A 22,719-nucleotide genomic window follows, 5' to 3' on the forward strand; every position below is an offset into this window, starting at 1 on the left:
GGCTAAACCAATAGGGGCTGAGGTGGCAGGGAAGCGGATCCGACCCCGAGATCCGACCAAGTCCGCGGCAAAGGGAGCATATCTCTGCCGCGCGGTTTCACAACTGTCATGGCCTCATGTCCTTATGAGGGCATGGCCTTTTCGAACGACGCGCGGCAGTGCCAACCGTCTCTATGGCCGGTCGTTCCTGAACGGCAGCTGAAACGACCGGAGCGATTTTGGCTTGGGCTATTTCGCCGGCGTCGGGGACGGGCTTGCCGCAGGCGAGGGGCTCGCGGCGGGCTGCGGCTGCGCATTGGCGGCCGGCGCTGCCGGCTGAGCGGCCGCGGCCGCCGCCTGCTGCGGCTGGGCGGCCGGGTTGATCCAGCACGCGTGCACGCGGCTATCCAGAGTTTCGGCCACCTTGGGGTCGATCTGGCCGCCGAAACGGGTCAGGCAGCGGAACGCGGCCTGGATGTGGCCGCCGGGACAGCCGAAGCGGTCGTAGAGGTCGAGATGACGGAATGCGGTATCGAGGTCGTCCCGCCACATCAGCCGCACCACGCGCCGGCCGAGCCAGACGCATTCGGGATTGCCGGCCGGGCCGTTGATGACCTGGGCGGCTTCCGCGAACTCGTCGGTGCGGCGCTGATTCTGGGCGGCGTCCTTGGCGGCGTCGGCGGGCTGGGCTGCCGCCTTGCCCTGTTCGGGGCCCGGCGGACCGCTCTGGGCGGAGGCGCCGCCAGCACCGGTCAGAACGAGCAGGCAGGAGACGGCCAAGGTGGCGGCGAACTGCCGCAGGACCGCATTTCGTGACTCGAACACCCGTTGCCGCATGAATTCCCCAATGTATCCGCTGGCCGTCCGCGTCAGGAGCCCCGCGGACGCGCTAGCTGATGGCGTCCAAATGGGTCTCCAATGCGGCGGAAAAGTCTTTCGGAGTCCATGACCTGTATTTCGAATTTTGTCCAGCAAAGTCACGATCCTAGATCCCGGTGAACCGGCGCAGGTAAATTCCTTGGGGGCGCAAGGGATCCACCGGACGTGCCCCCTTGGCAGACGGCGTGCGAGAAGGTAATCGACGGCCCTTCGCGGAGGACGGAACCGATTTCTCTTCGTACGCCACTGGCGCTTCTGCTCGTCTCACTGGGTGCGATCGCTGCCGTGTGGTGGTGGCTTGCCACGCCGATCACGCTCGCGCGCGCCCCGATCGATCCCGCCGACAAGGTTCAATGCGTCTCCTACGCGCCGTTCCGCGGCGAGCAGTCGCCGCTGGACGCATGGACCCATATCGATGCCGACCAGATCGAACAGGACCTGCGCCAGCTCAAGGAGATCACCGACTGCGTCCGCACCTATTCGCTGGAGAACGGGCTCGACCAGGTGCCGGCGATCGCCGCCAAGGTCGGCGGGATGAAGGTGCTGCAGGGCATCTGGCTCTCGAGCAACCGCACCAAGAACTACGAGCAGGCCGGGCTCGCCATTCGCCTCATCAAGCAATTCCCTGACGTCATCACCTCCGTCATCGTCGGCAACGAGGTGCTGCTGCGCGGTGAGATGACGACGGCGGACCTCGTCGCTCTCATCCGCCTGGTTAAGACCCAGGTCGGCGTGCCCGTGACCTATGCCGATGTGTGGGAATATTGGCTGAAGAACCGCGAGGTGTATGACGCCGTCGACTTCGTCACGATTCATATCCTGCCCTATTGGGAGGATTTCCCGATCAGGGCGAAGTTCGCTGCCGCCCATGTCGAACAGATCCGCGAGCGCATGGCGGTGGCGTTTCCCGGCAAGGAGATCCTGATCGGCGAAACCGGCTGGCCGAGCGCGGGCCGCATGCGCGACGGCGCACTGCCCTCGCGCACCAATCAGGCGCGCGTCGTCTCGGAAATCCTCGGCCTTGCGAAGGCGCAGAAGTTCCGCGTCAATCTCATCGAGTCCTACGACCAGCCCTGGAAGCGCAGGCTGGAAGGCACCGTCGGCGGCTATTGGGGCCTCTACGACTCGGTGCGCAGGAGCCTGAAATATCCGCCGGGACAGCCGATCAGCAATTTCCCGTACTGGAAATGGTACATGGGCGCCGGAATGGGGCTTTCCGTGCTGGTGTTCGCTGTCGCGCTGATCACGCTGCGCCGCCGGCCGTGGACACCGCGTTTCCCGGCCTGGCTCGGCGTCGGCATCTCGGCGACGACCGCCGGAATCCTGCTCGGGATCGGCGCCGACAAGATGTACTACGAGAGCTACGGGATCGGCGGCTGGCTGCTCTGGGGCGCGTTGCTGCTGGCCGGCATCCTGTCGCCGATTTTCTGCGCGCAGGCGATGGTGATCGGCCGCAGCCTGCCGACCTTCCTCGACCTGCTCGGCCCGCGCGAGGGCCGGAAATGGTCGAAGCTCACGGCGGTGCTCGGCCTGACGCTGGCGGTGACCGCGGTGATCGCTTCCGCGACCGCGCTCGGCTTCGTGTTCGATCCGCGTTACAAGGATTTTCCTTACGCCGCGCTGACGATGGCTGTGGTGCCGTTTGCGCTTCTGATGCTGAACCGGCCGCAGATCGGCCAGCGTCCGATCGCCGAAGCGGTGTTCGCGGGGGTGCTGGCGCTGTCCGCCGTGTACGTGCTGTTCAACGAAGGTCGCGACAATTGGCAGTCGCTATGGACCTGCGCGATCTATCTGTTGTTCGCGCTCACGCTGTGGCGGGCGCGGGCCGAGCAAAGCCAAGAATAAGCAGGCCGATCGCAAGGCCCGACAGCACGACATTGTAGAGCACGATGCCGAGGCCGGCGGCGATGAGGCCGACGGTCAGCAGCACGATCGACGGCCGCATCAGGTTCAGCGTCGCAACCACCAGCGCCACGATGCCGAACACCGAATTCTTGAACAGCACGGTCGAGACCGAGCGCGACTTGCAGACCAGGGTCTGAAGCCCGGCGTCGCAGGCGAGCGCGACCTGCGAAAATTCGATCGCGAGATAGCGCACGTAGAGCGCGCAGCCGACGGTGACGAATCCGACCACGAGCAGGAACTGCACCTGGTAGGGCGTGAGGCGGAAGGGCTTCTTTGTCATGGCCGCAATATGGTCGGGAAGGCGCGGCCAGGCAACAGGGCAGGCGAGGTTTCTGTTGATCCGCCCGGGCACTCTCCAGGAACACGCGAGCCTCCCGCTGGTTCTCAACATTGTGTTGCCAACACCGCCTAGGAGTGAGGCATGGACAAGCCGACGCAGGAGCAGCTGAGCGAGCTCAAGAGGCTGAGCAAGGAGGCGCGGGTCGAGGATTGGTCGGACATCGTCCAGTCCAAGGACGAGGCGGAGATGCGCATCCGCGATCTGAAGGAGAAGGCGCGCATGGAATAGGTCATCGCCTGCGCCAAGGGCGATCAAGGACGATCAGCTGCGACCTTGCGTGTTCCGGCTCTGCTCCGCCAGCCGGCGCTCGTATTTTTCCGCCAAGGCGAGCAGTCGCTTCCTGATGTGGGGATCGGCCAGCTCGGCCAGTTCGCGGATCAACGCGAGTTGCTCCCGCAGAAAGTTCGCGTCCGTCATCTCCGCTCCGAATCAAGTCCGGTGCGGAGTGTGCCGTGTCAGGTTGGTCTCGTTCGTATCATTTGGTACTTGGGCGGAGGCATGAAGCCGCTCACCGGCCATGTGCGCCTACCAGACTTACTTCAACCCCAGGCGACGTTCGAGCCAGCTGAGCGCGAACAGCACGAATAACGTGACTGCGATGGCGGCGCCCACCAGCAGCCAGGCGCCCAGCGCGCAGGCGATGCCAAGACCGGCAGCGATCCAGACAGTCGCCGCGGTAGTGAGGCCATGAACCGTCTTGGCCTTGACGTCGTGCAGGATGACGCCCGCACCGATGAAGCCGACGCCGCTCAGCACGCCGGTAACAATGCCTTGGACCACCCTCGAGACTGCATCCGGGTGGTCGCGCAAATTCTGAAACTCGATCACGGAAATCGAGATCAGCGCAGAGCCCAAGGCCACCAGCGCCAGGGTGCGCATGCCCACCGGCTTGTCGTTCATGTCGCGGTCGATGCCGATCACGAGGCCCGTAGCCGCCGCGACGAGCAGTCTCAGCACATCATCCAGTTCGTTCATCAAGACCCGCGTTTCTGGAGGGGCGACGCTTCGCGCACGTCGGACATGGACCTGCGAACTTGCTGCCAAGCGCGGCCGAGGTCCAAGCGTCCGTTGGTCGCATGCTGGCTGCGTGCGCGCCGGGACCGAGGCGTCATTGCCGCCTGAAGAACGACGACAGCGTCGATCCCGCGGACGACGCTGCCGCCTCCGGTTTCGCCGGTGCTGGCGCCGGCTGCGCGGCGGGAGCGGGGGCGGGCTCGTCGCGCTTGGTGCGTTTTGAGGAGTAGCTGCGGCGGCGTTGCGGCTTTTCGGGCTTCGCGCTCGACACAGGGGCCGTTTCAGCTGGAGGGCCAGCGTCCTGGCTCGTCTCCGAACCCTTGTCCGGGACTCTGTCCTGAGTCTTCTCTTGCGCCTTGTCTTGTACCTTGTCCGGACCGCCACGCATCGACAGGCGCTGGCCATCGAACACGGTGGTCTCGCAGTGACGATTGCTCTCGGCGAGACCCGCGCAGAATTTTGCGGCGGCGGCGGCATTGACCAGGGGGCCGGCGCCCAGGCGGAGCTGCATGCCGAGGCCGGTGTTGCCTTCCTTGATCATGATGATCGGCCGCAGCGCTGCGATCTCCGGGTTGGACTTGGTCACGCCGCGCCAGAGCGCGCGCAGGCCGTCGATCGAGTTGGCGCCGCCGAGATCGATCGCAAAGCGCGTCTGCTGAACGGCGATGGCAGGGGATTCGCTCTCGGCTGGCTCTGGCGGCTTGGTTGCTGCCGCCACGATTTCGGCTGCGGCGGGCGCCGGCTCGGCCTTCTGCTCGGCTGTCTCAGGTTGAATCAGTTTCGATGCGGCCGGGTCAGGTGGCGCCATGAGCGACTTGGCGGGCACCAGCGGAATGGTCGGCAGCGCCGAAGTCATGGCCGGATTCTGTTGCACGAGCGAGGCGGCGGCCGCGGTCTGCGGCGGCGGGCTCGGCGGCTCCTTCAACGTTTCCTTCTGAGCATCCTTTGGCGAATCCTTCTGAGCATCCTTGGCGGCTTCGCTGCGCGGCTTCTCGCTCGTCGCCGTCGGCGTCGAAGCAACCGGCGCGACATTGGGAGCCGCGGGTGCTGCGTCCTGCGGCTTCGCGCCCGGCGGCGGCGCGGCCGCTTGCTTGGCAATGGCGCCGGTGACGGAATCGAGCCCTTGCTCCAGCACGGTGACGCGCGAATACAGCCGGTCGCGGTCGCTGTTCAGCGTCTCGATCGCGGCGGCGAGCCGGCGCGCTTCGTTCTGGCTCTCCTTGGTCAGCAGCTGCAGCCGGTCGGCCTGGCGCACGAGATCGGCGGACGCAACCTGGTCGCGCCGCCAGCCGAGCTGGGCCTGGTTGACCATCACGGCAATGACGACGGCGCCGACGGCCGCCACGCCCCACGAGCCCAGCCGCCACATCAAGCGCCCGTCGAAGGCGCTTTCCTCGGCCAAAAGTCCGGAGAACAGCCCGCCGGTCTCCTTGGTGGAGAAAGCGTCCGCCAGTGGGTCGGAATCCTTTGCCATGAATGTTAAGCGCCCAGCCCCGTCCGGCTTCCCCGAATCAATCAGGGAACATTAACAGGAAAAGCGCGCCGCACTTGAATTCCGGGCGTTTGCGGGGGTAGCAAGGCGATAGCTTCCGAGGGCGTTGCCGCCCGTCCGCGCCAACTTGATTCGGCCATAGCTGTCAGGATTTCGATGACCGCCCGTTCCAGCCTCACGATCGTGCTCGCCGCCGGCGAAGGCACGCGCATGCGATCGAGCCTGCCGAAGGTGCTGCATCCGGTCGCGCACCGGAGTCTGCTCGCGCACGTGCTCGCCGCCGCACCCAAGGGAACCGGCACCTCGCTCGCGGTGGTGATCGGCCCCGATCATCAGGCAGTCGCGGATGAAGCCAAGCGCATCCGCCCCGACGCGCTGACCTTCGTGCAGGCCGAGCGGCTCGGCACCGCGCATGCGGTACTGGCGGCGCGCGAGGCGATCGCGAGCGGCGCCGACGATCTCCTCATCGCGTTCGGCGACACGCCGCTGATCTCGGCCGAGACCTTTGCGCGGCTGCGCGCGCCGCTCGCCCGCGGCGCAGCCATTGCCGCGCTCGGCTTTCGCGCCGCCGACCCGACCGGCTACGGCCGCTTCATCGTCGAGGGCGACCGCCTGGTTGCGATCCGCGAGCAGGCCGATGCCAGCGCGGACGAGCGCAAGATCGATCTGTGCAACGCCGGCGTGATGGCGATCGACGGCCGCCGTGCGCTCGACATTCTCGGGCAGATCGGCAATGCCAATTCCAAGGGCGAATATTATCTGACGGATGCGGTCGAAATCGTCCGCAGGCAGGGATGGGAGTCGGTGGTGATCGAAACCAGCGAAGACGAGGTGCGCGGCATCAACACCAAGGCGCAGCTCGCCGAGGCCGAAGCCGTAATGCAGGCGCGTTTGCGCAAGGCGGCGATGGAGGCCGGCGTCACGCTGATCGCGCCGGAGACGGTGTATCTGTCCACTGACACCGTGTTCGGCAAGGACGTGACGATCGAGCCGTTCGTGGTGATCGGCCCCGGCGTGTCGATCGCGGACGGCGCGGTGATCCACTCGTTCTCGCACATCGTCGAGACGACGCTCGGCAAGAAGGTCTCGATCGGACCCTATGCGCGGCTGCGTCCCGGCACCTCGCTCGGCGACGGCGCGCGCATCGGCAATTTCGTGGAGACCAAGGCGGCGACGCTGGAGGCCGGCGTCAAGGTCAACCATCTCTCCTATATCGGCGACGCCACGGTCGGCGCGAATTCCAACATCGGCGCCGGCACCATCACCTGCAACTACGATGGCTTCAAGAAGCACAAGACGGTGATCGGAAAGGGCGCCTTCGTCGGCACCAACTCCTCGCTGGTCGCCCCGGTGACGATCGGCAATGGTGCCTATATCGGCTCGGGCTCGGTGATCACGAAGGACGTACCCGACGACGCGATGGCGCTGGAGCGGAGCCCGCAGACCATCCGGGAAGGCGGCGCGGCGCGCTATCGCGAGATGAAGACCGGCGGCAAGAAGCCGGAGACGTGAGCGGCGCTATTCTTCGTCGGCGAATTCGGAGAAGATCGCGCGGGTCAGGCGCCAGCCGCGCGGCTTGGCGCGCTTCACCGGCTCGCCTTCGGGATGCTTGATGAAGAGGGGCTTGTTCTCTTTGCCGCGCAGCGGCGGCGGCCAATGCGCAAGGTGCGTGCCCGTGGTCTCGCTGGCGCGCAGATACATCGACGACAGACCCTTGCGGTCGGATGAGCCTTTCATGGCCTGGTTCTCCTGACCCGAATCGTTGGCCAAATGTATTGACAATGAGTTAACTGGCGCGGTTTAAGGCCGGCCAATTCGACGCAGACGACGCAGCGGTCGCGGGCCCGTGCTGACTCAATCAGCAATAATTATTGAGTATCTGGTTCCCTGCGATTTTCGCTAAAAACCGGGCGTGTCGTTTAGGCGATTTTCGACGATTTGGGGGATAGTGATCCGCATGTGCGGGATTGTCGGCATTCTCGGGCGCGAGCCGGTTGCAGAGCAATTGGTGGATTCGCTCAAACGCCTCGAATATCGCGGCTACGATTCCGCGGGCGTGGCCACGCTCGAAGGCAAGCACCTGGAGCGCCGCCGCGCCGAGGGAAAGCTGAACAATCTGGAGAAGCGGCTGGAGGCTGAGCCGCTCAAGGGTACCACCGGCATCGGTCACACGCGCTGGGCCACCCACGGCAAGCCGACCGTCAACAACGCCCACCCGCACGCGACCGAGCGCGTCGCCGTGGTCCACAACGGCATCATCGAGAATTTCCGCGAGCTGCGCGAGGAGCTCGAAAAGAAGGGCACGGTGTTCCACACCGAGACCGACACCGAGATCGTGCTGCATCTCGTCGACGATTTGCTCACGCGCGGCAATAAGCCCGTGGAAGCGGTGAAGCTGACGCTGGCGCGCCTGCGCGGCGCCTTCGCGCTCGGCTTCATCTTCGCCGGCGACAACGACCTCATGATCGGCGCCCGCAACGGCCCGCCGCTGGCGATCGGCTACGGCGACGGCGAGATGTATCTCGGCTCGGACGCCATTGCGCTCGGCCCGTTCACCGACACGATCAGCTATCTCGAGGACGGCGACTGGGCGGTGCTGACCCGCAAGAGCGCCGCGATCTTCGACAAGGACGGCCATGCCGTCCAGCGCGACAAGATCAGGCACGCCGCCTCGACCTCGCTGGTCGACAAGGCCAATTACCGTCACTTCATGGCCAAGGAGATCCATGAGCAGCCCGAGGTGGTCGGCCACACGCTGGCGCGCTACGTCGATATGGCGACCGAGCGCGTCGCGCTACCGGTCAAGCTGCCGTTCGATTTCAAGAACATCCAGCGCATCAACATCACCGCTTGCGGCACAGCGAGCTATGCCGGGTTCGTCGCCAAATACTGGTTCGAGCGCTTTGCGCGCCTGCCGGTCGAGGTCGACGTCGCCTCCGAATTCCGCTACCGCGAGGCCCCCTTGCGCAAGGGCGACCTCGCCATCTTCATCTCGCAGTCGGGCGAGACCGCCGACACGCTGGCGGCGCTGCGCTATGCCAAGGCCGAGGGCGTGCACACGATCGCGGTCGTCAACGTGCCGACCTCGACGATCGCGCGCGAGAGCGAGACGGTGCTGCAGACGCTGGCGGGACCCGAGATCGGCGTCGCCTCGACCAAGGCGTTCACCTGCCAGCTCATGGTGCTGGCAAACCTTGCGATCGCGGCCGGCAAGGCGCGCGGCGAATTGTCGGACGAGGACGAGACCAAGCTGGTCCACGGGCTCGTCGAGGTTCCGCGCCTGATGGCCGATGCGCTCACGAGCGAGCTCCAGATCGAGAAGCTGGCGCACCGGATCGCCAAGTCGCGCGACGTGCTCTATCTCGGCCGCGGCACCAGCTTCCCGCTGGCGCTCGAAGGCGCGCTCAAGCTGAAGGAGATCTCCTACATCCACGCCGAGGGCTATGCCGCCGGCGAGCTCAAGCACGGCCCCATCGCGCTGATCGACGAGACCATGCCGGTCGTCGTCATCGCACCCCACGACCGCGTGTTCGAGAAGACCGTCTCCAACATGCAGGAGGTCGCCGCGCGCGGCGGCAACATCATTCTGATGACCGATGCCAAGGGCGCGGCGGAGGCGACGGTCGAGTCCCTCGTCACCATCGTCATGCCCGATATGGCAGCAGCCTTCACGCCGATGGTCTATGCTGTCCCGGTGCAGCTGCTCGCCTATCACACGGCCGTCGTGATGGGGACCGACGTCGACCAGCCGCGCAACCTCGCAAAATCGGTGACCGTGGAATAGGCAATCTGGATATCGATCGGCCGCTCTCTTCCAAAACCTGCTAGAAGACCCTAGCTTGTGGTAGCGACCGACCTGGAACCCGAATGACCCCCCGCGACGACGCGCCTGCGCCTCTTGATCCCGTTCCGGAACCGCATACCGGCCTGATGGGCCGTTTCCGCAATTATTTCCTGACCGGCCTCGTGGTGACGGGGCCGATCGCGATCACCCTCTATCTGGTCTGGTGGTTCGTTACCTGGGTCGACGGCGTGGTGCGGCCGTTCGTGCCGCTGGCCTACCGGCCGGAAACCTATCTTCCCTACGTCATTCCCGGCTGGGGACTGATTGTCGCATTCTTCACGCTGACGCTGGTCGGCTTCCTCGCGGCCAATCTGATCGGCCGCACGCTGGTCGATGTCGGCGAGACCTTTCTCGGCCGGATCCCGGCGGTGCGCGCGATCTATCGCGGCCTGAAGCAGGTGTTCGAGACGCTGTTCTCGGGCAAGGGCTCGAGCTTCCGGAAAGTGGGCCTGGTCGAGTTTCCTTCGCCGGGCATGTGGTCGATCGTGCTGATCTCGCAGTCGCCGAACGAGGACATCTCGCGCAGCCTGCCGGGGCAGGAGGAGCACGTGTCGGTGTTCCTGCCGTGCTCGCCGAACCCGACCACGGGCTTCTTCTTCTATGTCCCCAAAAGCAAGATCATCGAGGTCGATCTCACCGCCGAGGACGCCGCGACGCTGATCATGTCGGCCGGCGTGGTGCAGCCGGGCTCGTCGCCCGATCCGAAGAAGGCGGCCGCGCTTGCGGGCATGGCGAATGCTGCGCGGATTGCCAATGCCTCCACGCTCCGGCCCGAGCCTGCGAAGGCGGAGTAGGGCCATTCCGCCGCGGGATGGTCGCGTTCACGCGGGCGCATTCGTCCTCTGTTAGTCTCAGGTCGACCGAACCTGCCGCTCGGAATTCGACCTGGAGTGCACGATGTCCAAAACCATTGCGATCCTCGCCCCCGGCGCCATGGGCAGCGCCGTGGCCCGGCGCCTCAGCGAGAACGGTGCGCGCGTGCTGACGTCGCTCAAGGGGCGGAGCGAGGCGACGCGCAAACGCGCCGCGGACGCCGGAATGGTCGGCGCCGAGGACGATGCGATCGCGGACGCCGACATCATCCTCTCGATCGTGCCGCCGGGCGAAGCCGTCGCGCTGGCCGAACGGCTGGCCGCGCTGATCGTCAGGCGCGAGAAGAAGCCGGTCGTGGTCGATTGCAACGCCGTCAATGTCGATACCGTGCAAAGAATTGAGGAGATCATCGGGTCGGCGCAGGCGCCGTTCGTCGATGCCGGCATCATCGGCTTTCCGCCGCAGCCAGGTGGCAAGAGCCCGGCCTTCTACATGTCGGGCGAGCATGCCAAGGACGTTGCCGTGCTTGGGGATCTCGGCCTCGACGTGCGGATCGTCGAAGGCCCGGTCGGCGCGGCCTCGGCGTTGAAAATGTCCTATGCCGGCATCGTCAAGGGCCTCGCCGGCATCGGATCGGCGATGGTGATCGCAGCCACGAAGGCGGGCGCGGCCGATGCACTGCGCGACGAGCTCGCGCTGAGCCAGCCCGCCATCTTGGCGCGGCTCGAAGTCGCGCTGCCCGACATGATCCCGAAGGCCTATCGCTGGGTCGCCGAGATGCGGGAGATTTCAGGATTCCTCGGGCCCGATCATCCGGCCAGCCAGATCTACGAGGGCTTTGCGCGGTGGTTCGAGCATCTGGCGGAGGATGCGAAGGGGGAGGCTGTGGATGCGGGATTGATGAAGACCTTCGCGGCGAGCATCGCGCGGAAGAAGGCCTGATCGCGCGCATTCTCGCTCTCTCAACACGTCATTGCGAGCGCAGCGAAGCAATCCAGGCTGCCTCCGCGGGAAGATTCTGGATTGCTTCGCTGCGCTCGCAATGACGTGGAGGTTCCGGTGCCTTTGCGTCTGTCACGAATCTTGCGGCACTGCCTCAAAGTTAGCCCGCTCCGATCAGCGGAATCGCCTCGTCGCGCTCATAGAGATACAGCAGGCACCGCAGCGCTTCGCCGCGTTCGCCCTTCAGCTTCGGATCCTCCTTGAGGATTCGCAGCGCCTCGTCTCTTGCCTGGGCGATCAACTGGCCATGCACCTCCGGGCGCGCGATGCGGTAGCCGGGCAGGCCGCTCTGGCGCACGCCCAGCACGTCGCCTTCGCCGCGCAGCTTCAGGTCTTCCTCGGCGATGCGGAAGCCGTCGGTGGTCTCGCGGATCACTTTCAGCCGCGCCTTCGACATCTCGCCGAGCGGCTCGCCATAGAGCAGGATGCAGGTCGATGCTTCGGAGCCGCGCCCGATGCGGCCGCGGAGCTGGTGGAGCTGGGCAAGACCGAAACGCTCGGCGTTCTCGATCACCATGATGGTGGCGGCCGGAACGTCGACGCCGACCTCGACCACGGTGGTCGCGACCAGCAGGCCGATGTCGTGCGCGGCGAACTGGGCCATGACGCGGTCCTTCTCGGTGCCCTTCATCTGGCCGTGGACGAGGCCGACGCGATCGCCGAAGCGCTTTTGCAGGGTCTCGAAACGCTTGGTGGCGTTGGTGAGATGCTCGGTGCCCTCAGCCTCGGACTCCTCGACCAGCGGGCAGATCCAGTAGACCAGCTTGCCGGCTTCGAGCGCACGGCCGACGCCTTCCATGACCTCGCCGATGCGGCTCATCGGCACGGCGCGGGTATCGATGGGCTGGCGGCCGGCCGGCTTTTCGCGCAGCTCGGAGATGTCCATATCGCCGAAATAGGTCAGCACCAGCGTGCGCGGGATCGGCGTTGCGCTCAGCACCAGCACGTCGACAGCCTCGCCCTTGGACGTCAGCGCGAGGCGCTCGCGCACGCCGAAACGGTGCTGCTCGTCGACGATGGCGAGCGCGAGATCCCTGAACACGACATCGTCCTGGATCAGCGCATGGGTGCCGACGAGCAGGTCGATCCCGCCCTCGGCGAGCTCAGTGATGATCTCGCGCCGCTCCTTGCCCTTCTCGCGGCCGGTGAGGATCGCGACCCGCAATCCCGCGCGCTCGGCGAGCGGAGCGATGGTCTTGATGTGCTGGCGCGCCAGGATCTCGGTCGGGGCCATCAACGCGGCCTGCTTGCCGACCTCGGCGACCGCGGCGGCCGCGAGCAGCGCCACCACGGTCTTGCCGGAGCCGACGTCACCTTGCAGCAGGCGCAGCATGCGCAGCGGCTGCTTGAGGTCTTCGGCAATCGCCGCCGCAGCGTTGCGCTGTGACGGTGTGAGCGCGTAAGGAAGGGCATCGATGATCTTGTTGCGCAGATGCCCGTCGCCGGCATTGCGCACGCCCGCAGGACGGCGCAGCTGCGCGCGGATCAGGGCGAGCGCGAGCTGGCCGGCCAAGAGCTCGTCGAAGGCGAGGCGCGACCAGAACGGCCGGTCGGGCAAGATGTCGGTCAGCTCGACCGGCTGGTGCACGCGATTGAGCGCCTCCGCGATCGGCGGGAAGTCACATCGGCGCAGCACCTCCGGGCTGATCCATTCCGGCAGCGCGGGAAGCTTTTGCAGCGCCTGCGCGATCGCGCGGCGGAGCGAGCCGAGCGCGAGCCCTTCCGTCAGCGGATAGACCGGGTCGATCCCTGACAGCTTCGAGATCGCCTCCTCGTCGAGCACGCGATCGGGATGCACGATCTGCGGGATGCCGTCGTACATTTGCAGCGTGCCGGAGACGAAGCGCTTCTCGCCGACCGGCAAGAGCTTCTCGACAAAGCCCGGCTTGGCGCGGAAGAAGGTCAGCACCACGTCGCCGGTATCGTCGCTGGCGTAGACCAGATACGGCGCGCGCGAACTGCGCGGCGGCGGCGGGCGGTGACGATCGACGGTGACCTCCAGCGTCACCATGGTTCCAATTGCCGCGTCGCGGATCTTCGGCCGGGCCCGGCGGTCGATCACCTGGCTCGGCAGATGCAAGAGCAGATCGATTAGCCGCGGCGTCTCGCTGCGGCTGAGCAGGTACTGCAACAGCTTGTCCTGCTTCGGACCGACGCCGGACAGGCTGGTCACGGGAGCAAACAGTGGATTGAGCAGGCTGGGGCGCATTCGGGGAATCTAAGATCGTTCCTCGCCGTCATGCCCGGCTTTATGCCGGGCATCCACGGCTTTTTTTCCGCGCGACGTGGATGGCCGGGACATAGGCGAGCGGAAGCGACGCCGTCCTTCAGACGGCTATGCCCGGCCATGACGGATTGGAGGGACGACCTCCCGCAACAAAGGGCTGACACCGGGGGTCCAAGTGGCTATATCACCCCCGCCCGGCACGTCCGGGCTTTCTGCGTTTGACTGGATTTGAGACATGACGGGAACGACACGATCGAGCAGCGGGCTGGATGACCGCCGCAAGCGGCTTCTGTTCCGCTGCTGGCACCGCGGCACGCGCGAGATGGACCTGATCCTCGGCCGCTTCGCGGATGCCGAGATCGGCAATCTGTCCGACGACGAGCTGAGCCAGCTCGAGACCTTGCTCGAGGTCAACGATCCCGATCTCTATGCCGCCATCACCGGTGACAAGGTGCTGCCGGCCGACGTCACCGGCGCGCTGTTTGCCCGCATCAAGGCGTTCCCGATCGCGGACGACAACGCATGAAGCAGGGGATGAAATCTCCGGCCGAGCTGCTCGCGCCCGGCCGCGCGCTGACGCTCGCCAATGTCGCGGAAGGTGCCGAAGGCCTCGTCGTCTCCGATCTCGCCCGTGCCATCGCGGCGCGGCCGAAGAAGCCGGCGGTCAGCCTCGCCGTGGTCTGCCGCGATGGCGGGCGCATGCAGTCGCTCGAACGCGCACTTAGGTTCTTCGCGCCCGATCTGCCGGTGCTGACCTTCCCGGCCTGGGACTGCCAACCCTATGACCGCGTCTCGCCGCATGGCGGCGTTCTCGCCCAGCGCCTGACCACGCTGGCGCGGCTGGCCTCGCTCACCGGCAGCGACAAGCCGCTGATCGTGCTGACCACGGTGAACGCGGTGGTGCAGCGCGTGCCCGCGCGCGAGCTGGTCGCGGCGCAGGCGCTGTCGGTCGCGCCGGGCAACGTCGTGCCGATGGACACCGTCGTCGCCTGGCTCGAGCACAACGGCTACAACCGCTCCTCCACCGTGCGCGAGCCCGGCGAATACGCCGTGCGCGGCGGCATTTTGGATCTGTTTCCGGCCGGCCTCGAGCAGCCGGTGCGGTTCGACTTCTTCGGGGACAGCCTGGAATCGATCCGCTCCTTCGACGCGGAGACCCAGCGCACGCTGCTCGACATGCGTTCGCTCGACCTCGTGCCGGTCTCCGAGTTTCAGCTCGTCACCGACACCATCCGCAGATTCCGCATGGGCTATGTCGCCGAGTTCGGCGCGCCCGAGCGCGACGATGCGCTGTACGAGGCCGTCAGCGAGGGCCGCCGCCATCCCGGCATGGAGCACTGGCTGCCGTTGTTCCAGGACCGGATGGATACGCTGTTCGACTATCTGCAAGGCGCTCCGATCGCGATCGAGCCGCAGGCCGAGGACGCCGTGCGCGAGCGCTTCAAGCAGATCCTCGACTATTACGAGGCCCGCCGCGAGGCGATGGAGCATCCCGGCGGCGGCGCGATCTACAAGCCGCTGCCGCCCGACCGGCTGTACCTGACCGAGGAGGAATGGACCAAGCGCCTCGGCGCGATCCCGCTGGCGCGGCTGACGCCGTTCTCGGTGCCGACCGATGGCACCGGCGTAGTCGATGCCGACGCGCGCAAGGGCCGCGACTTCGCGCCGGAGCGCAACGACAGCAATGTCAACGTGTTCGAGTCCGTGGTCAGCCACGTCATGGCGCTGCAGGCGCAGCGCAAGAAGGTCGTGATCGCGCTGTGGACGGAGGGCTCGCGCGACCGCATGACCTCGATGCTGCGCGACCACAAGCTCGCCCACACCACCAGCGTCAACTCATGGCGGACGGTGCAGGCGACGCCGCGCAACGAGACTATGCTCGCCGTGCTCGGCCTCGAGAGCGGCTTCGAGACCGACGAGATCGCCGTCATCAGCGAGCAGGACATCCTCGGCGATCGCCTGGTGCGGCCGCGCAAGGCCAGTCGCAAGCTAGACAATTTCATCTCGGAGGTGACGAGCCTCACCGCCGGCGACATCGTCGTCCACGTCGATCACGGCATCGGCCGGTTCATCGGCCTGCAGACGCTGGACGTCGCCGGCGCGCCGCATGACTGCCTCGAGCTGCATTATGCCGCCGAGACCAAGCTGTTCCTGCCGGTCGAGAACATCGAGCTCTTATCGCGTTACGGCTCTGATCAAACCACGGTCGAGCTCGACCGCCTTGGTGGCTCGGGCTGGCAGACCCGAAAAGCAAAACTGAAGAACCGCATCCGCGAGATCGCGGGCGAGCTGATCAAGATCGCGGCCGAACGCATGCTGCACGAAGCGCCGAAGCTGCCGGTGCAGCAGGGCGTCTACGACGAGTTCTGCGCACGCTTCCCCTATGACGAGACCGAGGACCAGCTGGGCGCGATCGAGTCCACGCTGAAGGATCTCGAAAAGGGCCGCCCGATGGATCGCCTGATCTGCGGCGACGTCGGCTTCGGCAAGACCGAGGTGGCGCTGCGCGCCGCCTTCGCCGTGGCGCTCGACGGCAAGCAGGTCGCGGTCGTGGTGCCGACCACGCTGTTGGCGCGTCAGCACTACCGGACCTTCAGCGAGCGCTTCAAAGGCTTCCCGGTCAATGTCGCGCAGGCCTCGCGCCTGATCCCGACCAAGCAGCTCAACGAGGTCAAGAAGGGTATCGCCGACGGCTCGGTCGACATCGTCGTCGGCACCCACGCGTTGCTCGGCAAGGCGATCAAATTCCGCGACCTTGGCCTGCTCATCGTCGACGAGGAGCAGCATTTCGGCGTCAGCCACAAGGAGCGGTTGAAGGCGCTGCGCGCCGAGGTGCACGTGCTGACGCTGTCGGCGACCCCGATCCCGCGCACGCTCCAATTGGCACTGACCGGCGTCCGCGAGCTCTCGATCATCGCATCGCCCCCGGTCGACCGTCTCGCGGTGCGAACCTTCGTCGCCCCGCACGATCCCCTGATGATCCGCGAAGCGCTCCTGCGCGAGCGCTATCGTGGCGGCCAGGCGTTCTACGTGGTGCCGCGCATCGACGATCTCGCCGAGGTCAAGGACTTCCTCGACAAGAACGTGCCCGAGATGAAGGTCGCGGTCGCGCATGGCCAGATGCCGCCGGCCGTGATCGAGGACATCATGACCGCGTTCTACGACGGCAAGTTCGACGTTCTGTTGTCGACCACCATAGTCGAGTCCGGCCTCGACATCCCCAACGCCAACACGTTGATCGTGCATCGCGCCGATATGTTCGGCCTTGCCCAGCTCTACCAGCTGCGCGGCCGCGTCGGCCGCTCCAAGCTGCGGGCCTATGCGCTGTTCACGCTGCCGGCGCAGCAGAAGATCACGGCGCAGGCCGAGCGCCGGCTCACCGTGCTGCAGTCGCTGGAGACGCTGGGCGCCGGCTTCCAGCTCGCCTCCCACGACCTCGACATCCGCGGCGCCGGCAATTTGCTCGGCGAGGAGCAGTCCGGCCACATCAAGGAGGTCGGCTTCGAGCTCTATCAGTCGATGCTGGAGGAGGCGATCGTCAACCTCAAGGCCGGCGTCTCCGAGCCCGCCGCCGATCGCTGGTCGCCCCAGATCACCATCGGCATGCCCGTGCTGATTCCGGAGGACTATGTCAGCGACCTCTCGGTGCGGCTGTCGCTGTACCGGCGCCTGGCCGATCTCGACACCGAGGAGGAGATCGAGAATTTCGGCGCCGAGATGCGCGACCGCTTCGGCGTGCTGCCGGACGAGGTGCGCTATCTGTTCAAGGTCGCCGCGATCAAGGCGTTCTGCCGCCGGGCCAATGTCGAGAAGATCGACGCCGGCCCGAAGGGCGCCGTCATCGTCTTCCGCGACAATTCCTTCGCCCATCCCGAGCGCCTCGTGAGCTTCATCCGCAGCTACGGCCAGGCCGCCAAGGTGCGGCCCGACATGAAGGTTGTGTTCCTGCAGGACTGGGAGACCCCGGAAGAGCGTCTTGCCGGCACCACGGAGATCATGCGGCAGCTGGCGCAGCTCGCCGAGAGCAAGAAGGCGGCGTAGAGGCACCGGCCTCACCGCGTCATTGCGAGGAGCCCTTGCGACGAAGCAATCCAGAGTCTTTCCTCGGAGGGATTCTGGATTGCTTCGCTGCGCTCGCAATGACGGTGGTTATTGCGACAGCCCGCGAGAAAGCTAAGACGCCGCCCTTGACGCGTCCGCCGACAGCCGCGCCAGCAAGGACCTTGCCGTATCCGACGGCGACAGCGAGTCCACGCTGACCACGGGATCGCTGCGCATCTCGTGCTTGCCATTGGAGGTGTGGCGCATCACCGCCGACAGGCGGCGCGCAATCATGTGCGCGGTGCGAAAGTCGGTCTCGGCGAACACGACGATGACTGAGCCGTCCTTCTGCGCGGCGCCGAAATCCATCTGCCGCATCAGGCGGCTCAAGATACGCGCGGCGTCGAGCTGGGCGCGGGGATTGTTGGGATCGAAGGCGAAGCGGGCGACCGAAAGGCCGCCGCCGCGCGCCAGCGTCTGCTCGACCGCCTTGGCGAAATCGCGGGCGAAGGCTTCCACCGTGAGCAGGCCGCTGCGCGGATCGAGCCAGCCGCCGGCATCGATCGAGCGCAAGGTGCGGCTCAGCTGCGCTTCCATGGCGTGCTGGCGGATCAAGGGCAATGCGTTGGCCGCGATCCTCGCCGGCTCGCCCGCGATCAGCTCGAGATTGGGCAGGTCGTAGCTCTGGGTGAGCTGGTGGGCGGTGACGACCACGGGCAGGCTGCGGAAGCGGGTGTCCTCGGCGAGCACGGTCAGAAACGCATCGGTCACGCGCGCGGTAAAACCTTCAGCGAGCACGACGCCGTCGAGATCGCGGGTGTTGAGGTGTTTCGCGGCCGCCTCGATCGAGAGCGCACCGACCACGCCGACGCGCTCGCCGAACGCGACGGAGAGCGCAGGGTAAGCCGCGCCGCGGCCGATCAGGAGCACGGTGGCATCGCGTGCGGGATCGCCCTGCGGCAGCGCGATTTTCACTTCGGGCAGCCGGCGCAGAACCGTTGCGTGCAATGTGCGCACGCGCAGCGCCGCCCGGAGCCGCGCGATCAGCCGGTCGGGATTGCCGCCGCGCGAGGAGAAGGGCAGGGCGTTGTGCGGCAGCGTGCCCGCCGCATCCAGCGCCACGAAGGGCAGGTAAGGCGATTGAGCGGCGATCTTCTGAGCAAGCCGCGTCACATGCGGCTCGTGTCCGGCATGGACCGCAGCGAGAACCGCGGCCGGCTGCACCTCTTCGACCGCGCGCGGCGCGCTGGTCCAGTCGGTGTCGACGACGGGAAAGAGCCGGGCCTCGTCCAGCGCCGCCACGAAGGCGGGGCGTTCGGCATCGGACACAAACAGGATCGGGCCCGCCTGGGACATGTAAAAACTCTGATCGCGCAACAATTTGCCGCCGCAATCTAGTTTGGCCGCCTTAATGCTGCGTCAACGCAGGCGCTGAAACCGCGCCTAGACAGGCCCGGAGCGGTCGCGAAAAGCCTCGACCATCAGGGGGTTAAGCCCGAGCTCGCTGAGCGCCTCGCGGGCGCGGGCATTGTCCTGGGCGCGCCCGGCGAGCCGGTGGCCGGAGAGGCGGTCGGGCAGCGCCGTGAGCAGCGCGCCCTGGCCGAGCCGGCGCGCCCATTCCTGCAGGTCGTTTGAGAGGAAGCGATAGCCGCCGACCGCCATGATGCCGGAGGGCGGCGCTGTGATGCAGATCGCGCCGCTCGGGCGATCGAGCCGCGCGGCATAGCCGGTGTCGACATAGTCGCGCGGCGGCTGCGCCGTCAGCGTCTCGCCGACCGGCTGCGGCGGGGCGTAGGCCGCGATCGGCACCATCGCGCCGCGCAGGCCAAGCGTGCCCTTCGGCGTCAGCAGGATCTCGCCGGCGATGGAGGAGCCGGACTGCTCGCGCGGAGCGCCGTGCGGCCCCGGCATCACCGGCACCGGCATGCCGTCCTCGCCGCGGCGGGCGCCGAACAATCCGGCCTCGCCGAACAGGTAGACGTCGGTCAGCGGCGCATGCGGCGCAATCCAGGCATCGCTCGCCGCGACCTGCTCGGGCGCGCGCCACAGGCCGATGACGTTGCGCAAAGTCGGCATCCGCGCCGCGAGGTCGGCATCGCCGAGCCGCAGCGCGAGCTGCGCCGGCGCGATCAGCACCTCGCATTCGTGCTCGTTGATCTGCTGCTCCAGCACATCGTTCTCGAACGGATGATGCAGCGCCATCGTGCCGCCCGAGAGCAGCCACACCGCGAGCGAGGAGGCGAGCCCTGCGAACGACATCGGCGTGAACGCCGCCATCACGGTCGCGCCCTGCTTGATGTCGGCTTCGAGCGACATCGCAAGGCCGCCCGCGATCAGGCTGAAATGCGGCCGCGGCACCGGACGGAAGCCCTCCGCCGTGACGTCGAAGGAGATCATGGCCGCCTTGCGGCCGTCCTGGATCACGGCGCGCGTGGTGCCGGGCGGGCGTGCCAGGACGTCGTCGAGCGAAGCCATGCCTTCGGGCAGGTCGCTTCCGAAGCCGTAGACGTGCCGGATCGAGAACGCCTCGGCCGCGGCGTGCATGGCGAGATCAGCATAGCTGACGCCGTCGACCGTGCTCATGGTAACGATGGCGCGCGCGGCGGTGCGGTTGAGCGCTGCGGTCAGTTCCGCATGGCGCCAGAGCAGCGGCAGCACGGCGACGACGAGGCCGGCGCGATGGGCGGCGAGCACGGTCAGCACGAACTCGACCGTGTTGGGCAACTGGATCGCGATCACGGAATTGGCGGGCAGGCCGGATTCGACGAAATGCGCCGACAGCGCCTCGATGGCGGTATCGGCCTCGGTATAGCTCATCCGCCGCGGCTGGTGCCCGGTGATGCGTGCCTTGTTGAGCGGATCGAGCAGGGCGGTCGCGTGCGGCTGCCGCATCAGCGTGCGCTGAAACAATGTGTCGAGCGTCGGCGATATTGCTGGCTGGTTCACGGCGTCACTTCGCTTGATGAGCTTGCGGCTGCCCCTTCGACCACCAGGTCTCCGGCAAATAGCCCGAGAGCGAGGTGGTCTTGGGCCGTTCTATCCGATTCCAGCGCGCGATCCATTGCTCCGATACGTTAAACAGCGGGATTGTGTAGAAGCCCGCGATCAGAGCGCGGTCGAGCGCGCGCACCGCCGCAACGAAATCCGTATGTTCACGGGCCTCGAGCAGGGTGGCGATCATGGCATCGACGGCGGGATCCCTGGCGCCCATGTAGTTGCGGGTGCCCGGATTGTCCGCGGCCGCACTGCCCCAATAGAAGTACTGCTCGTTGCCGGGCGACAGCGACTGGTCCCAGCGGTTCTGGATCATGTCGAACTCGTAGGCGAGCCGGCGCTGGTCGAATTGCACGGGATCGACCGAGCGCACGCTGGCCTCGATGCCGGCGCGTCTGAGGTCGCGCTGGAAGGCGAGCGCGATGCGCTCCTGGTCGCGCGTCGTGACCATGATCTCGAAGGTGAAGGGGCTCTTGGTCGCGCGATTGCGCAGCACGGTGCCGTCGAGATCGTAGCCGGCCTGCGACAGCAGCTTCAGCGCGGCGCGCAGCGTGGTGCGGTCGCGGCCTGATCCGTCAGTGACCGGCAGGCGGTAGCTGCCGTCCAGGATGTCGGGCGGAATCCGTGCGGCGAACGGTTTGAGCAGCTCACGCTCGCGCGCATCCGCAGGCTTGCCATAGGCTGATAGCTCCGAGCCGGCGAAATAGCCGGCCACGCGCGAATAGAGCCCGAAGAAATAGCTGCGGTTCACCAGCTCGAAATCGAGCAGCAGCGTCAGAGCCTGCCGCACGCGGATGTCGGCGAAGACAGGACGGCGGGTGTTGAACACCAGGAATTCGGACGGCTGCGGCAGGCCGGGCTTGACGGTGTCGCGGATCACCTCGCCGCTTTTGGCGGCTGGAAAATCGTAGCCGTCGTGCCAGCGCAGCGGCTCGTGCTCAACGCGGAAATCGTAGAGGCCGCGCTTGAACGCCTCGAACTGCCCGTTGGCCTCGCGAAAATAGTCGAGCCGGATCTCGTCGAAATTGTAGAGCCCGCGATTGATGGCGAGGTTGCGGCCCCAATAATCGGGATTGCGCGTGAGTGTCATGCTGGCGCCGGGCTTCACCGCGGTGACGCGATAGGGGCCCGAGCCAATCGGCGCGGTCAGCGTCGTTTCCTCGAAGGTCGCGACGTCGATGGCGTGCTTCGGCAGGATCGGCATCAGGCCGAGAATCAGCGGCAGCTCGCGGTCGTTGGCGCCTGTCAGGTCGAATCGGACGGTGAGGGGGTCGGGCGCTTCGACCTTGGCGACCTTGCCGTAGTATTGCCGGTGATTGGGGCGGCCGCGGTCGCGCAGCAGCTGCCAGGAGAACAGCACGTCCTCTGCCGTGACCGGCTTGCCGTCGGAGAAGCGGGCGCGAGGATCGAGACGGAAGGTGACGAAGCTTCGCTCGTCATTGGTTTCGACGGTCCTGGCGAGCAGGCCATAAAGCGTGAACGGCTCGTCCTGCCCGCGCGCCAGCAGGCTCTCGACCACGTAGTTGCGGACCGGCTGCACCGCCAATCCCCTCACGATGAAGGGATTGAGGCTGTCGAAGGTGCCGAGAATGCCCCAGGTCAGGCGCCCGCCCTTGGGGGCATCGGGGTCGGCGTAAGGCATGTGGCTGAAGCCGGCGGGCATCGCCGGCTTGCCGTGCATGGCGATCGCATGGGCCTCCTCGGCCGCGGCGGTGCCCGCTGACAGCATCCCGGCAAGTGCAAGGGCAAGCGTATAGGGGCGGAGACCGGGGCCCTCGAAGAGGCGCTGGAACATGAACATCGGCACAAGGTGATTCGAGGACCGTCGGGCGAATCTTATCACAGGGAATTTGATGGGGCTTTCGCGCCAGACCGGCCAAAGACGCTTGTCGGCATTGATCTTTTCGTCGGCCACGTTAAGAAGGCACCCAATCGCGCAAGAGCGTCGAGCCCGTCACTTATCCGCCTCAATTGACGGGGAGAGAGCCGCGCCCAAGGCGGCCAGGTTCGGCGCTTCGGAGCGGTTCGGGCACTTCCCGTTCAGAAAGGGTTTTCCGCAATGAATTTCCGTTACTTGGCCGCGTCCGTCCGGCCGCGCGGGCGACTTCTCGCCCTGTTGACGGCGACGGCGTTGGCCGTTCCGTTTGCCGCCGAGGCCCAGACCCCTGCGCCGGCCCCCGGCGCAGGGG

General features: G+C 66.6%; 18 protein-coding genes and 1 pseudogene. 9 read left to right on the forward strand and 10 right to left on the reverse strand.

Annotation, left to right across the window (positions count from 1 at the left end; genetic code table 11):
- Positions 1-228: 228 nt before the first annotated feature.
- Positions 229-816 (reverse strand): hypothetical protein, encoded by a 588-nt coding sequence (locus I6F21_RS29435; RefSeq protein WP_036012549.1) that lies wholly within the window; start codon positions 814-816, stop codon positions 229-231.
- Between the two features lie 327 nt (positions 817-1,143).
- Here I6F21_RS29435 and I6F21_RS29440 point away from each other — a divergent pair, with 327 nt between their 5' ends.
- Positions 1,144-2,703 (forward strand): beta-(1-6) glucans synthase, encoded by a 1,560-nt coding sequence (locus I6F21_RS29440; protein ID WP_225139965.1) that lies wholly within the window; start codon positions 1,144-1,146, stop codon positions 2,701-2,703.
- On the opposite strand, the gene I6F21_RS29445 is transcribed toward I6F21_RS29440, so the two are convergent.
- Positions 2,663-3,043 (reverse strand): hypothetical protein, encoded by a 381-nt coding sequence (locus I6F21_RS29445; RefSeq protein ID WP_036012544.1) that lies wholly within the window; start codon positions 3,041-3,043, stop codon positions 2,663-2,665. The two genes, I6F21_RS29440 and I6F21_RS29445, sit on opposite strands and share 41 nt — an antisense overlap.
- A gap of 141 nt (positions 3,044-3,184) precedes the next feature.
- On the opposite strand from I6F21_RS29445, the gene I6F21_RS29450 reads away from it, so the two are divergent.
- Entirely contained in the window at positions 3,185-3,331 is a 147-nt protein-coding gene (locus tag I6F21_RS29450) for a hypothetical protein (protein ID WP_156447140.1), read from the forward strand.
- Positions 3,332-3,364: 33 nt separating this feature from the next.
- Here the strand turns inward: I6F21_RS29450 and I6F21_RS29455 are convergent, their stop codons facing one another.
- The 3 genes from I6F21_RS29455 to I6F21_RS29465 form a co-directional block, all read right to left on the reverse strand.
- A complete protein-coding gene (locus I6F21_RS29455) occupies positions 3,365-3,520 on the reverse strand; it encodes a hypothetical protein (protein WP_157786023.1) in 156 nt (51 codons plus the stop codon).
- 117 nt (positions 3,521-3,637) lie between these two features.
- Entirely contained in the window at positions 3,638-4,078 is a 441-nt protein-coding gene (locus I6F21_RS29460; protein ID WP_036012541.1) for an MgtC/SapB family protein, read from the reverse strand.
- A 133-nt stretch (positions 4,079-4,211) separates the two neighbouring features.
- The gene (locus I6F21_RS29465; protein WP_225139964.1) at positions 4,212-5,591 is read right to left on the reverse strand and encodes a hypothetical protein; all 1,380 of its coding nucleotides are present in this window, start codon (positions 5,589-5,591) and stop codon (positions 4,212-4,214) included.
- A gap of 174 nt (positions 5,592-5,765) precedes the next feature.
- Here I6F21_RS29465 and glmU point away from each other — a divergent pair, with 174 nt between their 5' ends.
- Positions 5,766-7,121: a bifunctional UDP-N-acetylglucosamine diphosphorylase/glucosamine-1-phosphate N-acetyltransferase GlmU gene (glmU, locus tag I6F21_RS29470; RefSeq protein ID WP_225139963.1), complete on the forward strand. Its 1,356-nt coding sequence runs from the start codon at positions 5,766-5,768 to the stop codon at positions 7,119-7,121.
- Positions 7,122-7,127: 6 nt separating this feature from the next.
- On the opposite strand, the gene I6F21_RS29475 is transcribed toward glmU, so the two are convergent.
- Complete coding sequence (locus I6F21_RS29475; RefSeq protein WP_036012532.1) at positions 7,128-7,346, reverse strand: hypothetical protein; 219 nt, start codon at positions 7,344-7,346, stop codon at positions 7,128-7,130.
- A gap of 220 nt (positions 7,347-7,566) precedes the next feature.
- Here I6F21_RS29475 and glmS point away from each other — a divergent pair, with 220 nt between their 5' ends.
- From glmS to I6F21_RS29490, 3 genes are all read left to right on the forward strand, one after another.
- Positions 7,567-9,393 (forward strand): glutamine--fructose-6-phosphate transaminase (isomerizing), encoded by a 1,827-nt coding sequence (glmS, locus tag I6F21_RS29480; RefSeq protein ID WP_225139962.1) that lies wholly within the window; start codon positions 7,567-7,569, stop codon positions 9,391-9,393.
- A gap of 83 nt (positions 9,394-9,476) precedes the next feature.
- Positions 9,477-10,247 carry a DUF502 domain-containing protein gene (locus tag I6F21_RS29485; RefSeq protein WP_036012517.1) on the forward strand — a complete coding sequence of 257 codons (771 nt, stop codon included), beginning with the start codon at positions 9,477-9,479 and terminating at the stop codon, positions 10,245-10,247.
- Positions 10,248-10,350: 103 nt separating this feature from the next.
- Positions 10,351-11,208 (forward strand): NAD(P)-dependent oxidoreductase, encoded by an 858-nt coding sequence (locus I6F21_RS29490; protein WP_225139961.1) that lies wholly within the window; start codon positions 10,351-10,353, stop codon positions 11,206-11,208.
- A 160-nt stretch (positions 11,209-11,368) separates the two neighbouring features.
- Here the strand turns inward: I6F21_RS29490 and recG are convergent, their stop codons facing one another.
- Positions 11,369-13,477 carry an ATP-dependent DNA helicase RecG gene (gene recG, locus I6F21_RS29495; RefSeq protein WP_225139960.1) on the reverse strand — a complete coding sequence of 703 codons (2,109 nt, stop codon included), beginning with the start codon at positions 13,475-13,477 and terminating at the stop codon, positions 11,369-11,371.
- 253 nt (positions 13,478-13,730) lie between these two features.
- Between recG and I6F21_RS29500 the strand changes: the two genes are divergently transcribed.
- Together I6F21_RS29500 and mfd are read left to right on the forward strand one after the other, a co-directional pair.
- Entirely contained in the window at positions 13,731-14,021 is a 291-nt protein-coding gene (locus I6F21_RS29500) for a succinate dehydrogenase assembly factor 2 (protein ID WP_057029242.1), read from the forward strand.
- Positions 14,018-17,536, forward strand: a complete 3,519-nt coding sequence (mfd, locus tag I6F21_RS29505; protein WP_225139959.1) for a transcription-repair coupling factor — start codon at positions 14,018-14,020, stop codon at positions 17,534-17,536. The genes I6F21_RS29500 and mfd overlap by 4 nt, the downstream gene beginning before the upstream one ends.
- A gap of 132 nt (positions 17,537-17,668) precedes the next feature.
- Here mfd and I6F21_RS29510 read toward each other — a convergent pair whose 3' ends face one another.
- From I6F21_RS29510 to I6F21_RS29520, 3 genes are all read right to left on the reverse strand, one after another.
- Entirely contained in the window at positions 17,669-18,892 is a 1,224-nt protein-coding gene (locus I6F21_RS29510) for a GGDEF domain-containing protein (RefSeq protein ID WP_225139958.1), read from the reverse strand.
- Positions 18,893-18,979: 87 nt separating this feature from the next.
- Positions 18,980-20,482, reverse strand: coding sequence for a class I adenylate-forming enzyme family protein (locus I6F21_RS29515; RefSeq protein WP_074447962.1), 1,503 nt, complete (start codon positions 20,480-20,482; stop codon positions 18,980-18,982).
- 4 nt (positions 20,483-20,486) lie between these two features.
- Entirely contained in the window at positions 20,487-22,331 is a 1,845-nt protein-coding gene (locus I6F21_RS29520) for an extracellular solute-binding protein (RefSeq protein ID WP_225140151.1), read from the reverse strand.
- Positions 22,332-22,589: 258 nt separating this feature from the next.
- Here I6F21_RS29520 and I6F21_RS29525 point away from each other — a divergent pair.
- A pseudogene (locus I6F21_RS29525) lies at positions 22,590-22,719 on the forward strand (invasion associated locus B family protein); the annotation flags it as partial.

It is taken from the genome of Bradyrhizobium sp. NBAIM03 (genome assembly GCF_020194055.1).
GTDB classification, from domain to species: domain Bacteria; phylum Pseudomonadota; class Alphaproteobacteria; order Rhizobiales; family Xanthobacteraceae; genus Bradyrhizobium; species Bradyrhizobium yuanmingense.